The sequence below is a fragment of the Planococcus sp. TJ-307 genome (genome assembly GCF_058268435.1).
Genome location: NZ_JBZDOJ010000002.1, coordinates 956,606 through 970,271, shown reverse-complemented (window position 1 = coordinate 970,271; position 13,666 = coordinate 956,606). Strand labels below are relative to the sequence as shown.

General features: G+C 44.3%; 12 protein-coding genes and 1 other annotated feature. Of the genes, 4 read left to right on the top strand and 8 right to left on the bottom strand.

Going from position 1 to position 13,666, the window contains the following annotated elements; all coding sequences use genetic code 11:
• The first annotated feature begins 64 nt into the window (after window positions 1–64).
• A complete protein-coding gene (ccpA, locus tag AC4EHK_RS11175; protein WP_490978856.1) occupies window positions 65–1,063 on the top strand; it encodes a catabolite control protein A in 999 nt (332 codons plus the stop codon).
• Between the two features lie 150 nt (window positions 1,064–1,213).
• Here ccpA and AC4EHK_RS11170 read toward each other — a convergent pair whose 3' ends face one another.
• The 4 genes from AC4EHK_RS11170 to AC4EHK_RS11155 form a co-directional block, all read right to left on the bottom strand.
• On the bottom strand, window positions 1,214–1,348 hold the full coding sequence (locus AC4EHK_RS11170; protein WP_490978855.1) for a hypothetical protein: 135 nt from the start codon (window positions 1,346–1,348) through the stop codon (window positions 1,214–1,216).
• 287 nt (window positions 1,349–1,635) lie between these two features.
• On the bottom strand, window positions 1,636–2,787 hold the full coding sequence (locus AC4EHK_RS11165; RefSeq protein ID WP_490978961.1) for an acetoin utilization protein AcuC: 1,152 nt from the start codon (window positions 2,785–2,787) through the stop codon (window positions 1,636–1,638).
• The gene (locus AC4EHK_RS11160; protein ID WP_490978854.1) at window positions 2,784–3,428 is read right to left on the bottom strand and encodes an acetoin utilization AcuB family protein; all 645 of its coding nucleotides are present in this window, start codon (window positions 3,426–3,428) and stop codon (window positions 2,784–2,786) included. The genes AC4EHK_RS11165 and AC4EHK_RS11160 overlap by 4 nt, the downstream gene beginning before the upstream one ends.
• A gap of 23 nt (window positions 3,429–3,451) precedes the next feature.
• Complete coding sequence (locus AC4EHK_RS11155) at window positions 3,452–4,084, bottom strand: GNAT family N-acetyltransferase (RefSeq protein ID WP_490978853.1); 633 nt, start codon at window positions 4,082–4,084, stop codon at window positions 3,452–3,454.
• A gap of 166 nt (window positions 4,085–4,250) precedes the next feature.
• On the opposite strand from AC4EHK_RS11155, the gene acsA reads away from it, so the two are divergent.
• The gene (acsA, locus tag AC4EHK_RS11150; RefSeq protein ID WP_490978852.1) at window positions 4,251–5,969 is read left to right on the top strand and encodes an acetate--CoA ligase; all 1,719 of its coding nucleotides are present in this window, start codon (window positions 4,251–4,253) and stop codon (window positions 5,967–5,969) included.
• 96 nt (window positions 5,970–6,065) lie between these two features.
• Here acsA and AC4EHK_RS11145 read toward each other — a convergent pair whose 3' ends face one another.
• Window positions 6,066–9,047 (bottom strand): transglycosylase domain-containing protein, encoded by a 2,982-nt coding sequence (locus AC4EHK_RS11145; RefSeq protein ID WP_490978851.1) that lies wholly within the window; start codon window positions 9,045–9,047, stop codon window positions 6,066–6,068.
• Between the two features lie 104 nt (window positions 9,048–9,151).
• Window positions 9,152–9,339 (top strand) — a binding site (T-box leader).
• Between the two features lie 75 nt (window positions 9,340–9,414).
• Here AC4EHK_RS11145 and tyrS point away from each other — a divergent pair.
• Window positions 9,415–10,680: a tyrosine--tRNA ligase gene (gene tyrS / locus AC4EHK_RS11140; RefSeq protein WP_490978850.1), complete on the top strand. Its 1,266-nt coding sequence runs from the start codon at window positions 9,415–9,417 to the stop codon at window positions 10,678–10,680.
• A gap of 65 nt (window positions 10,681–10,745) precedes the next feature.
• Here tyrS and AC4EHK_RS11135 read toward each other — a convergent pair whose 3' ends face one another.
• Window positions 10,746–11,549, bottom strand: a complete 804-nt coding sequence (locus AC4EHK_RS11135) for a cobalamin-binding protein (protein ID WP_490978849.1) — start codon at window positions 11,547–11,549, stop codon at window positions 10,746–10,748.
• A 349-nt stretch (window positions 11,550–11,898) separates the two neighbouring features.
• Between AC4EHK_RS11135 and AC4EHK_RS11130 the strand changes: the two genes are divergently transcribed.
• On the top strand, window positions 11,899–12,741 hold the full coding sequence (locus AC4EHK_RS11130) for an STAS domain-containing protein (RefSeq protein WP_490978848.1): 843 nt from the start codon (window positions 11,899–11,901) through the stop codon (window positions 12,739–12,741).
• On the opposite strand, the gene AC4EHK_RS11125 is transcribed toward AC4EHK_RS11130, so the two are convergent.
• Window positions 12,738–13,067: a hypothetical protein gene (locus AC4EHK_RS11125; protein ID WP_490978847.1), complete on the bottom strand. Its 330-nt coding sequence runs from the start codon at window positions 13,065–13,067 to the stop codon at window positions 12,738–12,740. The two genes, AC4EHK_RS11130 and AC4EHK_RS11125, sit on opposite strands and share 4 nt — an antisense overlap.
• Window positions 13,048–13,650: a 30S ribosomal protein S4 gene (gene rpsD, locus AC4EHK_RS11120; RefSeq protein ID WP_142829379.1), complete on the bottom strand. Its 603-nt coding sequence runs from the start codon at window positions 13,648–13,650 to the stop codon at window positions 13,048–13,050. The genes AC4EHK_RS11125 and rpsD overlap by 20 nt, the downstream gene beginning before the upstream one ends.
• Between the last annotated feature and the right edge of the window lie 16 nt (window positions 13,651–13,666).

Sequence of the window (13,666 nt, the reverse complement as noted above, 5' to 3'; positions counted from 1 at the left end):
TTAGTTGATATTATTGAAGAAATTGTCGTATGATTAGAGAAAGACTGGAAAAGGAGGGCGCACAATGACCGTTACGATATACGATGTGGCAAGAGAGGCAAACGTTTCCATGGCTACTGTGTCACGTGTAGTGAATGCCAATCAAAACGTAAAACCTGCCACAAGAAAGAAAGTACTGAAAGTAATAGAAGAATTGGGCTATCGTCCAAATGCTGTTGCTCGTGGGCTTGCAAGCAAGAAGACAACGACGGTCGGCGTCATCATACCCGATATTTCCAATAGCATGTATGCTGAATTGGCCCGTGGAATTGAAGATATCGCTACAATGTACCGCTACAACATCATTTTATCCAACTCGGATCAGAACCAAAATAAGGAACTTCAGTTATTGGAGACCATGCTCGGGAAGCAAGTGGATGGAATCGTCTTTATGAGTGATGTGATTTCAACCGAACTTTTATACGAAATGGAACGTTCACCGACTCCGATCGTTCTGGCTGGTTCGATTGACGAATCCGCAGCAATTGCTTCGGTTAATATTGATTATTATGGCGCTGCTTATGAAGCTGTTAAGAAGTTTATCGATAATGGCCATAAGAAAATTGCTTTTGTATCAGGTCCATTAACTTCAATGATCAACAAAGAATACAAACTGAAAGCTTACCGCGAAGCCTTGGCGGATGCAGGCATCGATTACGATGATGATTTGGTCGTTGAATGCAATAATTCTTATGACGAAGGCATCGAGTCTGTGCAAACCTTGGCACCATTTGAGCCGACTGCTTATTTTGTCAGCAACGATGAAATGTCCATCGGCGTCATTCACGGTTTAGAAGAACAGGGCAAAAAAATACCGACTGATGCAGAAGTCATCAGCTATGAAAATTCAAAACTGGCGCGTATGGCCCGTCCTATGCTGACTTCAGTTGCTTTCCCGCTTTACGATATCGGTGCCGTCTCGATGCGCTTGTTGACGAAGTATATGAACAATGAGGAAATTGAAGAAAACCAAGTGATTCTTCCATACCGCATTGAAGAAAGACAATCGACTAAAAACGATTGATGGTGGATCCTCTAAAAAAATTGCAAAAGCTGACTGGATGAAAATCCAGTCAGCTTTTATCATTTATCCACTCTGTTGTTCGATAAAGATGATTTTTTAAAAATTCTATAAGTAAAGTTGAAGAACCAACGGAATTATTTCCGTTGGCTCTCAGCTTGTTGAAAAAGGCATCACACTTTCATTTCGCTTCAGGCGGACACGTTCCACGGGCACGGCTTCTGCCGCTTCCCTCACTGCGCTCAGTCCAGTGGCTCCAGCTCGAGTCGCTCTGTCGCTTTGCTCCATCACTGTTCCCGTAGGAGTCGCCGCCTTCCGCTACAGTTAAAAAAGAGAACATTTACTAAGTGGTTTGGAGAAGCGTCCGTTCGACTCCAGCGGGAAAGCGAGACGGCCGAGACCCCGCAGGGAACGGAGTGACCGAGGAGGCTTGGACGCGAGCCCGGGCAGCAGGTGGGACGCGACGTCCTGTCGCACCTGCTGCATGACCCACATCCTGTGGGCCCGAAAGCGAACGGTAAGCTTCGGAAATCCACGACTTGTTAGAAGTTTCTCTCAGGCTGCGTGTATTCTTTTTAATTATTACGAATCATATAAAGAGCTTTGTTCAGCATTTGAAGATTTTTATCGGTAATTTCAGATTTTCGCGGGATCGCCTGGTACATATTTGGTGGGTCTTCCCACGTATCAATCAACTTGACTGGAAATTCTGGCTGCCACTGGGCTATCCAGGATTCAGGCAATTTACCGGAAGGAATGGGGAAATTGTTCATTTCCATCCAAATTAAGGACCAGGCACGGGGAACTACCCGCCAAATATCGTAACCTCCGCCGCCGACAGCTATCCAGCGGCCCTCACAATACTCGTGAGCGAGTTCGTGAGCAATCTTGGGTATTTCCTTGTAAATATTCATCGTCCCGTATAAATGGGTCAGAGGGTCCAAATAATGGGCATCTGCACCATTCTGCGTTAAGATAACATCCGGCTTAAAGAATTCAATGATTTCTTTCATAGAAGTGCGGTAAATTTCGAGAAAAGATTCATCTTCTGTAAACGCATCGATTGGAAAATTAAAAGAAGTTCCGTATCCTTGGCCGTTGCCACGTTCGTTGATATTGCCTGTCCCAGGGAAGAGATAGCGTCCTGTTTCATGAATTGAGACCGTGCAGACATCCGGATCATCGTAAAAGCTCCATTGTACACCGTCTCCATGATGCGCATCAGTATCAATGTACAGCACACGGGAGTTGTATTTGGTTTTCAGGTAATTTATCGCTACTGAGCTATCGTTGTAAATACAAAAACCGGATGCTTTGCCTCTGAAACCGTGATGCAAACCGCCGCCTAAGTTTAACGCGTGCTGGGCTTTTCCTTCCATGACATAGTCGACAGCTGTTAATGTTCCGCCGACCAGCCGAGCACTGGCTTCATGCATATTTTCAAAGATAGGCGTATCCTCAGTGCCAATTCCGTAACTTTCACCGGCTTCGGGTGTTACCTCGCCGCGGCTTGCCTTTTTAACAATATCGATATAGCGCTCGTCGTGGGCTAACAGCAATTCTTCATCCGTTGCAATTCGAGCCGGTACAATTAAATCGTCTGGAAGCGCATTCATTTTTTTTAACAAGTCAATCGTCAATACAAGCCTTTTCTGGTTAAAAGGATGAGTTTCAGAAAATTTATACCCCAGTTGATCTTCTGAAAAGATGAATACCGCATGCTTCATTCGTTCACTTGCGGCATGCTTGGCCATAGGACATCAAATCCTTCTTTACGCAAATCATTGATGATGGCGAGTGGGTTCATCGTCTGAACGCGGAAAACAAGCACTTTATTGCTGCTATTTTCTCTGTCGGGGTAAACGAGGACACTCAACACATTAACATTTTGCTGATGGAACACTTTTGAAACTTCATACAGAATGCCGGATCGGTTTTTTACCCGTACTTCGATTTGTGAGCCGGGCTGGTGTGCACCAGTCAATTCAATAAAGGTATACAAAAGGTCTGTTTCTGTTAGGAAGCCGACCAGCTTATTATTGCTGACTACCGGAATACAGCCGATTTTTTGTTCATAAAAAATCATGGCTACTTCTTCCACAAAGTCAAGAGGATGGGCCGTAATTGGATTAGGAGTCATAATTTCAGAAACGTTCTTTTTATAAGGCTCACCCTTTGGTGCTACAGTAAATCTTGAAGGGACAGCATCTTTTAAATCACGATCTGTGACGATCCCAACTACTTTGCCATCATCAACGACGGGGGCATGGCGAATCCGTTTTTCTTTAAATAAATGCATAACGTCTTGTACTGTCTGGTCTGATCTCAGCGTATGGACATCGGTTCTCATAATTTCTTCTACTAACATACGGACACCCCTTTTGTGTTAACTCAATACATATAACGATTCATAAACCGCAGTTGATCAAATTTTTGGATGGATTCAGTGTCAACACGGCTGCCGATTTTGGCCATCAGGCAGTTTGCTGGATGCGAGCTGATTTCTGGATCATCCGTAGCGTAGTATTCCAATCCGCCTGCTTGCATCATTTTTTCCATAATTTTACGGTACTCCCACACATTTAACCCTGTTCCTTTTAAATCCCAATGCCAGTAATACTCGGTCGTAATGACGATAAAATCCTCAAAAGCCTCATCTAGCATCGAAACTTTTAATAGCGACTTGCCGACGCCGCTGCCCCTGTATTTCGGAATGACTTCAATCGCCCCAAGCTCAATCAAGTTATCCATTTTTCCTTCCGACCAGCGTTCAAGGGGGTCGGGGTAAAGAAACGTGACATAACCAACGATCATATTATCTTCTCGGGCTATGAGAATTCGGCCTTCCGGCAGGTCTGCAATTTCAGAAATTGCTTTGTGCTGTTGAGCGGGTGGCCTAAATGCAACGAGGTCTTCATGAAAATCAAGTTCGCTCAAGTTTTTTCCTGGAAGAGGACCCTCAATGATAAGAGTGCCATGTTGAGTTTCCAACTCCACAGAGTGGTACGTTTTCTGATGTTCCATCATTTCACCGCCTAGGATACAATTAGCTACATTATACATGAATGATAATGACATTTGGAGGAAAGCTGGTGAAATAAGCACTATTTTCTAAAAAGTTAAAATAGTTCGCATTCAATTGTCACAATGTTGTAGAATATAAAGTAATCAATGTGAAAGGGTGATCAGGATGAAAGTGGAAGCGTTACCAGCACGACAAGGAAATCATCAATTACATAATTACGAAGAGACAGCTGCCAACTTTGATTGGGCAGAAGTCGAGAAGGAATTTAGTTGGTATGAAAGCGGCAAAGTCAACATGGCTCATGAAGCAATCGATCGCCATGCAGACTCTCATCGAAAAAATAAAGTAGCGCTTTATTACAAAGATCAAAATAGACACGAAGCATATACATTTTACGAAATGAAGCGCATGACAAATCGAGCTGCAAACTTGCTTCAATCAACTTCAAATCTGGAAAAAGGAGACCGGATTTTTATTTTCATGCCGCGCTCTCCAGAATTGTATTTCTTGATGTTCGGAGCATTAAAAATGGGCTTGATTGTTGGGCCGCTGTTTGAAGCATTTATGGAAGGCGCCATCTATGACCGTCTTGATGACAGCGAAGCAAAGTCCATCATCACGACACCTGAACTGTTGGAGCGAGTGCCCTTTGACCGTTTGCCAAAATTGGAAACAATCTATCTAGTGGGAGAAAACATCGAAGAGCAGGATGGCCATATCGATGTCATGAAACATTTGCCGACAAATTCCGATAAATTTGAGCTTGAATGGCTTGATAAAGAAGATGGATTAGTGCTGCATTACACATCGGGTTCTACAGGCAAGCCTAAGGGCGTGCTCCATGCCCAATATGCAATGGTGCAGCAATACCAAACGGGTAAATGGGTTTTGGATTTTAATGAAACCGACATATATTGGTGTACGGCAGACCCAGGCTGGGTAACCGGGACTGCATACGGGGTATTCTCACCTTGGTTGAACGGTGTTACGACCGTCATACTGGGTGGACGCTTCTCGCCAGACGGCTGGTATCAAGCCATCGAAGATTTTGGGGTAACGGTTTGGTACAGCGCTCCGACTGCATTCCGCATGCTAATGGGAGCGGGAGATGCCTTAGTAAAAGAATACGATTTATCAACTCTTCGCCACGTATTGTCTGTCGGAGAACCATTAAATCCTGAAGTGGTCAGATGGGGAGCAGAAGTATTCGATAAGCGGATCCATGATACGTGGTGGATGACAGAAACAGGTGCCCAGACCATTTGCAACTATCCCTCAATGGATATTAAGCCAGGCTCAATGGGCAAACCGGTGCCAGGCATCAAAGTCGCAATTGTTGATGACCAAGGAAATGAACTGCCGCCTAACCAAATGGGCAACTTGGCGATTGAAAAGGGCTGGCCTTCGATGATGCGCCAGATCTGGAACAATCCAGCAAAATACGATTCTTACTTTTTGAAGGATAAATGGTATGTTTCAGGAGATTCAGCTTATATGGATGAAGAAGGTTACTTCTGGTTCCAAGGGCGTGTGGATGATGTCATCATGACCTCGGGAGAACGTGTCGGCCCATTTGAAGTGGAAAGTAAACTGCTGGAACATCCTGCGGTTGCAGAAGCCGGTGTCATCGGCAAACCGGATCCTGTTCGAGGCGAAATCATTAAAGCATTTGTTGCTTTGGTTGATGGGTACGAGCCATCAGAAGAATTGGTCCAAGAGATTCAACAATTTGTGAAAAAAGGGCTGGCTGCCCACGCAGCTCCGCGTGAAATTGAATTTAAAGACAAGCTTCCAAAAACTCGGAGCGGGAAAATTATGCGCCGGGTATTGAAAGCTTGGGAACTGGATTTGCCAACCGGGGATTTATCCACAATGGAAGACTAATAGGGAAAAGCAGCAGGAAGAATTCTCTTCCTGCTGCTTTTTTGGTTAATAGATAAAGCCCGAATCGCCTACTTGGCGACTCGGGCTTTATCTGTGTTAAGCTGCATCTTCTTCAGCAGGCTCTTCAGGTTCTGCGGGTTCTTCCGGAGCCGGTTCTTCTTCAACGGGCTCTTCCGGTTCAGCTTCAGGCTCTTCCTCTGGTGGAGCTTCCTCTTCTTCTGCAGCAGGAGGAGTTTCAACTTCCTCTTCAGCAGGTGGAGCTTCTTCCTGTTCTTCTGGAGCAGCTTCCGGTGTTGGCGCCGGTGTCGGTGTCGGTTCAGGACGCGGTGCAGCAATGCTGACCGTGTTCGAAGCAGCAGATTGTCTGCCTGTAATGTCCACTGCTACTACTGTGTAGCTTCCTGCGCCAGAAGCAGTATATGAATTGCCTCTCGCTTCTGAGATAGAAGCTACTCGTGAACCGCCTCTGTAAACTCGATAGCCAACGACATCATTAGATCCGGAGTTGGTCCAAGTAATCGTTCTGCCGCTAATGGCTGCTCGGACTCCGCTTGGAGCAGAGCCATCTGCATTGAACGCAGCTCCTGAAACAACCGAAGAAAATCTCGAGTTGCCCGGGAACAGTTTGCCAGCGTCTCCGCCAACAGGTGCCATAATGCGATCGATGTATTTTTGTGAAACACCGATGCCTCCGCCCGAGGTAAACTCTCTTGGCGTAGTTGACAAAGCCGCATAGCGCGTTCCGTTAATTGTTGTAAACGAACCGCTTGTTAAGCTATCGTCTGCTTCCGTTGGAATCATTGCTTCAGCATTAAATAAATCTGAACGTACTAGTCCAGCGCTTTGGCAGGCACTGCCAGGAGCCAATCCAGAAATTCCACAAAATGCTTTAGTAACAACACCTTCTGGTTGCTTGAACTCTTCTGAAGTTCCGACAAGGTCAGGACTGGCATCATAACTGGCATTCATCAAACGCGCCCATAACTGATTGACACGAAGAGACGCAGGCAAATCACGATTTTCAAAGCGTGACAGGGTGAATTCTTCTGAATCATAGCCCAGCCATACGCTCATGGTGACATTTGGGTTATAGCCTACCAGCCAAACATCAGTTGTACTGTTGGTTGTACCTGTTTTACCGGCAAAGTCGGCATTAAATTTCAATAAATTATTGGCACGATTTGCCGTTCCGCGCTCGGTTTTAAAGACATCACGCAGCATGTCTGTCAGAACATAGGCTGTTGGCGGGGTAAATACTTCTTTTGCCTGGGCTTCATGCTCATAAATGACATTGCCGTCTGCATCTTCAATTTTGTCGATCATTGTGGTTTCTACATATTGGCCATTGTTTCCAATCATTGCGTAGCCATTAGTGATTTCTTCAACTGAAGCCTCAATTCCTCCGCCTAAAGCAGAAGAAAGATTATTATTCTCCGCTTCTTCCACGCGTGTAAATCCGGCATTTAGCATGTACTGGACCGGCATTTGCTGTTGAATTTGAGCAAACAGTCGAATGGTTGGCAAGTTTAAAGATTGTGCCAATGAATCACGTGCAGGTATAAGACCCTGCTCGCTTGAAGCAATAAAGTTAGAGGGGCTCCAGATTTCGTTACCATCCATGTATTCGAACTTTACATCTACAAGTGGAGATCCTGCGCCAATTTGTCCGAGTTCGATTGCAGGTCCGTAAACCAATAGAGGTTTAACGGTGGACCCCATTGACCGGTATGCAGAAGTGGCATGGTTTAAGTTTTCAATTTCATGATCACGGCCGCCAACAAAACTGATAATGCGTCCGGTTCCATTTTCAATCATGATGCTGCCGACTTGAACAGGGAACTGCTTGTCGACTGCTTCACCGACATCGTTCAATCCTCTGCCATTTACAGTCGTACCATAGGATTCATAAGTTCTTTGCGCTTCTTCTTGTGCTTGATAAACTTCCTTGTCGATAGTTGAATGAATTCGATAGCCGTTTGAGCGTACTGCTCGATCAGCTAGAATGGCATATTCTTCATACAATTTATCATTTTCTTCCAGTGTGGCAGGATCGATGCCATTTTGTTCCGCCAACACATCCATAATGATTCGGGATGCGCGTTTTTCTATTTCGACAGTAACAAAGGGGAAGTCGGAATAAGAACGTGATTCGTTCTGGCGGAAATCAGTCACCAGGTCATATGCGATGGCTTCATCGTATTCTTGTTGCGTAATATATTCCGTTTCTCTCATTCGGAAAAGGACTGTTTTCATCCGATCAAGACCTGGCTGCAATCCCGCTTCATCTTTAAGTTCGCCACCCTCTGAATAAGGGGTGTAACTGTATGGCGCTTTTGGAATGCCGGCAATAAATGCTGCCTGGGCCAAATTTAGCTCACTGGCCGAGACATTGAATATTCCTTTTGAAGCAGTTTCAATTCCTGCAATATGTGCGCCGGAAGAAATTCTGCCGTAAGGAACAATGTTCAAGTAAGCTTGCATGATTTCATCCTTTGTCATGAACTTTTCTAAACGCATGGCCAAAAGGATTTCTTTTGCTTTCCGTTCATAGGAAACTTCATTTGTCAGAATCTGATTTTTGATCAATTGCTGTGTTAAGGTAGAGCCGCCAGTTTGGCTGTCTGAATTCGAAACATCCTGGAACAGGCCACGAAGAATTGCTTTCGGCACGATTCCTTCGTGTTCAAGGAAATACTCATCTTCAGTAGCGAGAACAGCATCTTTTGCGTAGTTCGCCACATTATCCAAAGTTGTAACTTCACGCTCCAAATCGGTCTGCAACTTGCCGAGATACACTTCATTGTCAAAATACAGTTCCGATGTTTCTTGGAAGCTATAAATTTCACTGAGCATTTCATCTTCGGTGCGGAGTTCTTGTTCATCCACCAGTGAGGCAAAATATCCAGCTCCGACAGATGCAGCAAAAACGCCGCCCGTAACAAGAACAATCGCGAGGATCAAAGCCAAATTCCAAATAACCCCTGTCGTTATGCTCATTCGTTTGAACCATTTTGTTGAAGTCCATCTATCGGTTGTTTCTTCAGTCTTGCTTATCCAATTTTTAATTTTTTCAAGCACATTATCATCCTCCTAAAATCCTTTATAGTATAACATATTCTTATAATTCCATCTAAACTTATTGACAATGTTAAATAATAAAGTAAACTACTAGTATATTTCATATTCAAACGTTGAAGGATCCGAAGTAGATCATGCAATTTTGTCAAGAGAGCCGGTGGTTGGTGCAAACCGGTCAAGATGCGTGGATTGAATTACAGGTCTGGAGTTTACGGAAGTGCCCCGTTTGGCACATGATGAGAGGGAGAGTTATTCTCCAAGCTAGGTGGTACCGCGCAATTGCGTCCTTGCATGAATTTCATGCAGGGACTTTTTTTATGCGGTTTTCCCTGGATTTCGTGCTTTATAACTTTAAGGAGGAATTGGAATGGCTAACGAATTGATTCAGGATTTACAATGGCGTGGTCTGCTGTACCAGCAGACAGACGAAGAGGGAATGGAGAAACTGCTCGACGAACAGAAAATTTCCTTGTACTGCGGAGTGGATCCGACAGCAGACAGCATGCATATCGGACACATTGTTCCGCTATTGACGCTGCGCCGCTTTCAGATGCATGGCCACCAGCCGATTTTATTAGTCGGTGGAGCTACGGGCATGATCGGCGATCCGTCTGGCAGAAATGAAGAACGCCAGCTGCAGACGACCGAGCAAATTGACCGCAACGTGGAAGGCATCAAAGTGCAGATGGAACAAATCTTTGATTTTCAATCCGAGAACGGAGCAAAAATGGTCAACAACCGCGACTGGATTGGCAAAATGAGTATCATTGAATTCTTGCGCGACTACGGCAAACTGATTTCGGTCAACTACATGCTGGCAAAAGATTCAGTGGCCTCCCGTTTAGAGACGGGCATTTCATTCACGGAGTTTTCCTATACCTTGATTCAGGCAATCGACTTTAACCATTTGTACAATGAGCACAATTGCCGCATCCAGATTGGTGGATCCGATCAATGGGGCAATATTACCTCAGGCCTTGAAATGATTCGCAAAACCCATGACGAGGAATCCAAAGCATTCGGCATTACGATTCCGCTTGTAACAAAAGCGGATGGAACGAAATTCGGCAAATCGGCAGGCGGTGCAGTATGGCTGGATCCGAAAAAGACAAGTCCTTACGAGTTCTACCAGTTTTGGATCAATGCGGCGGATGCCGACGTGATCAAATATTTGAAGATTTTTACTTTTATTAGCCGCGAAGAAATTGAAGCGTTGGAAGCGGCAGTAGAAACAGAAGCGCATTTGCGCAAAGCCCAAAAAACACTGGCAGAAGAAATGACCAAACTGATCCATGGGGAAGAAGCGCTTGCCGATGCACAGCGCATTACAAAAGCTTTGTTCAGCGGGGACTTGAAAGCTTTGTCTGCAGAAGAGATGAAAGCAGCCTTTAAGGATGTACCTTCAGTTCAAATGGCCAAAGAAAATAAATCCATTGTTGATTTGATTGTCGAAGCAGGAATTTCTTCATCTAAGCGACAGGCGCGGGAAGATGTTGCCAATGGTGCAATTTCTGTGAATGGTGAAAAAGTGACAGACTTGGAATACACTGTCGATGAAAAAGATCGCTTGGAAGATGCCTTTGCTATTATCCGCCGCGGCAAAAAGAAATACCATATGGTGCAATTTCAATAATTAGTAGAGTAAAAGCCGTCCAAAAAATTGGACGGCTTTTACTCGCTCTAAAGGATTTTCTTGCATCATTGCTTGTCTCGAATAAAACGCGGCAATTCCATGTCTTCGAATTGTTCGGGATGAATCAGTTTGCCGAGCCGGATCGCTCCTTCAATCAGTCGGGGAGAAGGGCGGCAATACAATTCTTCTTCCATTACATGGACATGGTCAATGGCTTTCATTTCGGTCCAACCGGGTCGTTTTTTGACAAGTTCAGGTTTTACTTTGGCAGTTAAAACACCAACCCAGGCTAAGAGAATATAATCAGGCTGTCGTTTGAGCACATCAGCCCAATCGGTTTGGACATTGGCTGAATCTGTATCGTCAAAAGAGTTGCGGGCGCCAGTTATGTGGCTGATTTCTGTTAGCCAATTGATGTTACCGGGAGTGAAAACAGGCTTTGGCCACCATTCCCAGTATAAAGAAGGGCGCGTTGCAGCTTGCTGGCCCCGATCTTTAATATCTTCAATAGCGTTCGTATACTCAGCATGAATCGTAGCAGCATTTATTCCGCAAGCATCAGCCACCTTTAAAAGGTCCTGGCCAATCTCATCAAGTGTCTGGGGATCCAGCACAAGATGTGGAATTTTTCTTCGGACCAGTTCATCCACATTTCTTTCCATTCCAGGCACACTCAATGAGGCCAAGACCAAATCAGGCTTCAAAGCTTCCAGTTCGTCCATTCGAATCGATAAATCAGGCCCCAGCCGCGGCAATGCCGTAACATTTTGGGGCCAGTCAGAATAATCATCAACACCAACCAATAAATGTTCAGCGTTTAAAAAAGCCAGCAACTCCGTATTGCTCGGACAAATTGAAACGATTCGCATCGATTTCCACCTCCGTTTTTTTCAGTTTACCACGCTTGAAGAAAAACATTATTGCCGATTGAAGAAATAGTTTAAACAAAGTATGATAAAGATGGAAATATTAAAAGAAATATCCGTATGTTTCTATCTGTTTTTTATGAAAATGAGATCTTCAATATAAAGGATAGAGTTTATGTTGTATAAAATTGGGTAAGCATGGTTATAAGAGAAAATGCAACTTCATGCACTCCGGTAAATACTAGAGTGAAATTATAAGCGAGAGCGGGGTGAAGCTGTTGCAGAGTGAATCGGAAAAACTTGCAATGCATTAGCAATGCAAGGTATTTTCACTCGATGCAATGGCTGTTAAATGTTGAAAGACCAAGATTTATTTGATCACTTAAGCGCACGGACCTGGAAAATGACAGAGGACTGGTACCTTTCATTAGATAAAAGTAAAGCAGGCGTTTACGGCTTGACCGATCCGGATAAAGTAGCTACTTTAAAAAATCAAAACCACGAATTCCATCTTCGCTTTTGTGCGATGTTCCAAAAAGACCAGCGTGAGTTTCTATCGGGCTTTCAGGATTGGATTGAGACGATCGCAATGGATGATGCGCATTTGGATACGCCAATTGTGCAAGTCATTGAAGAATTTTTCCGGACGCAGCAGCAATACTTGGATGAAATCGGAGAGTACGTCCTGAACCACAAAGAGCAGATTAGCCATGAAAAATTTGCAGAGTGGTCAAAAGCAGTAGTCCAGACCATCAGCAAAGTCATTGTTGAGTTTACAGATAAAAACTCGAAAGCTGCAGAAGAGCGGATGAATTCGCAGCAGCAAATGATTATCGAGATGAGCGCTCCGGTTATTTTATTGGCTGAGAAAATAGGTGTGCTGCCATTAATTGGTGAAATCACACCGCACCGCGCAGAAATCATGTTTGAAAAAGCATTGGCGCAAAGCTCCAAACACGATTTAGAAAAGCTGTTTATCGATCTTTCCGGTGTGCCGTTGATTGATACAATGGTGGCTCAGCAAGTGTTTCAATTGATCAAAGGTTTGGAAATTATCGGCGTTCGCGTCGCATTATCCGGCATCAGCCCGGTCATCGCGCAAACTGCTGTACAATTGGGCATCAAGTTTGTCGACATAGAAGTTTATAACACAATCGCTCAAGCATTAAAGCAAAATCGAATCCACTTGGTTTAACCAACAAAATCCCTGGAGCCTAATCGGGCTCCAGGGATTTTTTTATTGCATGCAGCAAATTTTTGAGTGTTTATTAAGAAGAGATCATCAATTGTGCTTGTTATTTGCGGGAAAGCTTGAGTTGCTTGCGGAATACAGGTTTTATTTGCGGAACAACCCAGTTTGTTTGCAGGATAAAACAACTTGTTTGCGCTATCCGCCAGTTTGTTTGCAAAATCGAAAAATGGCGCAAACAAAAACCCCCAAAACCATTGAATAAACAAGGTTTTGAGGGTTACCGAAACTACTATTTCCGAAAATTTAAAATTAACGTGAGTAGTACTCAACGATCAATTGTTCGTTGATTTCAGCAGACAATTCGCTGCGCTCTGGAAGGCGTACGAATGTTCCTGTTTTGCTATCAGTATCGATAGTTACGTATTCAGGAACAAAGTTGCTTACTTCGATTGCTTCGTTTACTACATCAAGGTTGTTTGATTTTTCACGGAAAGCAATTGTTTGTCCTGGTTTCACGCTGAATGACGGAATGTCAACGCGTTTGCCATCAACAAGGATGTGGCCGTGGTTTACGATTTGGCGAGCTTGGCGACGAGTGCGCGCAAGACCTAAACGATAAACAACGTTATCAAGGCGAGCTTCAAGAAGGATCATGAAGTTTTCACCGTGCTTACCAGGCATTTTGCCGGCTTTGTTGAACAAAGTTTTGAACTGACGTTCGTTAACTCCGTACATGAACCGTAGTTTTTGTTTTTCTTGTAGTTGCAAACCGTATTCAGAAACTTTTCTGCGTTGGTTAGCACCGTGTTGACCTGGTGCGTAAGGGCGTTTTTCTAATTCTTTACCTGTGCCTGTAAGAGAAATTCCCAAACGGCGTGACAGTTTCCATGATGGACCTGTATAACGAGACATAGTAGTCTCCTCCTCT

Bases quoted from the DNA above. Each gene is read 5' to 3' on its own strand.
- ccpA (WP_490978856.1), top strand. From the start codon at position 65: ATGACCGTTACGATATACGATGTGGCAAGAGAGGCAAACGTTTCCATG.
- AC4EHK_RS11170 (WP_490978855.1), bottom strand. From the start codon at position 1,348: ATGGAGCAAAGCGACAGAGCGACTCGAGCTGGAGCCACTGGACTGAGC.
- AC4EHK_RS11165 (WP_490978961.1), bottom strand. From the start codon at position 2,787: ATGAAGCATGCGGTATTCATCTTTTCAGAAGATCAACTGGGGTATAAA.
- AC4EHK_RS11160 (WP_490978854.1), bottom strand. From the start codon at position 3,428: ATGTTAGTAGAAGAAATTATGAGAACCGATGTCCATACGCTGAGATCA.
- AC4EHK_RS11155 (WP_490978853.1), bottom strand. From the start codon at position 4,084: ATGGAACATCAGAAAACGTACCACTCTGTGGAGTTGGAAACTCAACAT.
- acsA (WP_490978852.1), top strand. From the start codon at position 4,251: ATGAAAGTGGAAGCGTTACCAGCACGACAAGGAAATCATCAATTACAT.
- tyrS (WP_490978850.1), top strand. From the start codon at position 9,415: ATGGCTAACGAATTGATTCAGGATTTACAATGGCGTGGTCTGCTGTAC.
- AC4EHK_RS11135 (WP_490978849.1), bottom strand. From the start codon at position 11,549: ATGCGAATCGTTTCAATTTGTCCGAGCAATACGGAGTTGCTGGCTTTT.
- AC4EHK_RS11130 (WP_490978848.1), top strand. From the start codon at position 11,899: ATGTTGAAAGACCAAGATTTATTTGATCACTTAAGCGCACGGACCTGG.
- rpsD (WP_142829379.1), bottom strand. From the start codon at position 13,650: ATGTCTCGTTATACAGGTCCATCATGGAAACTGTCACGCCGTTTGGGA.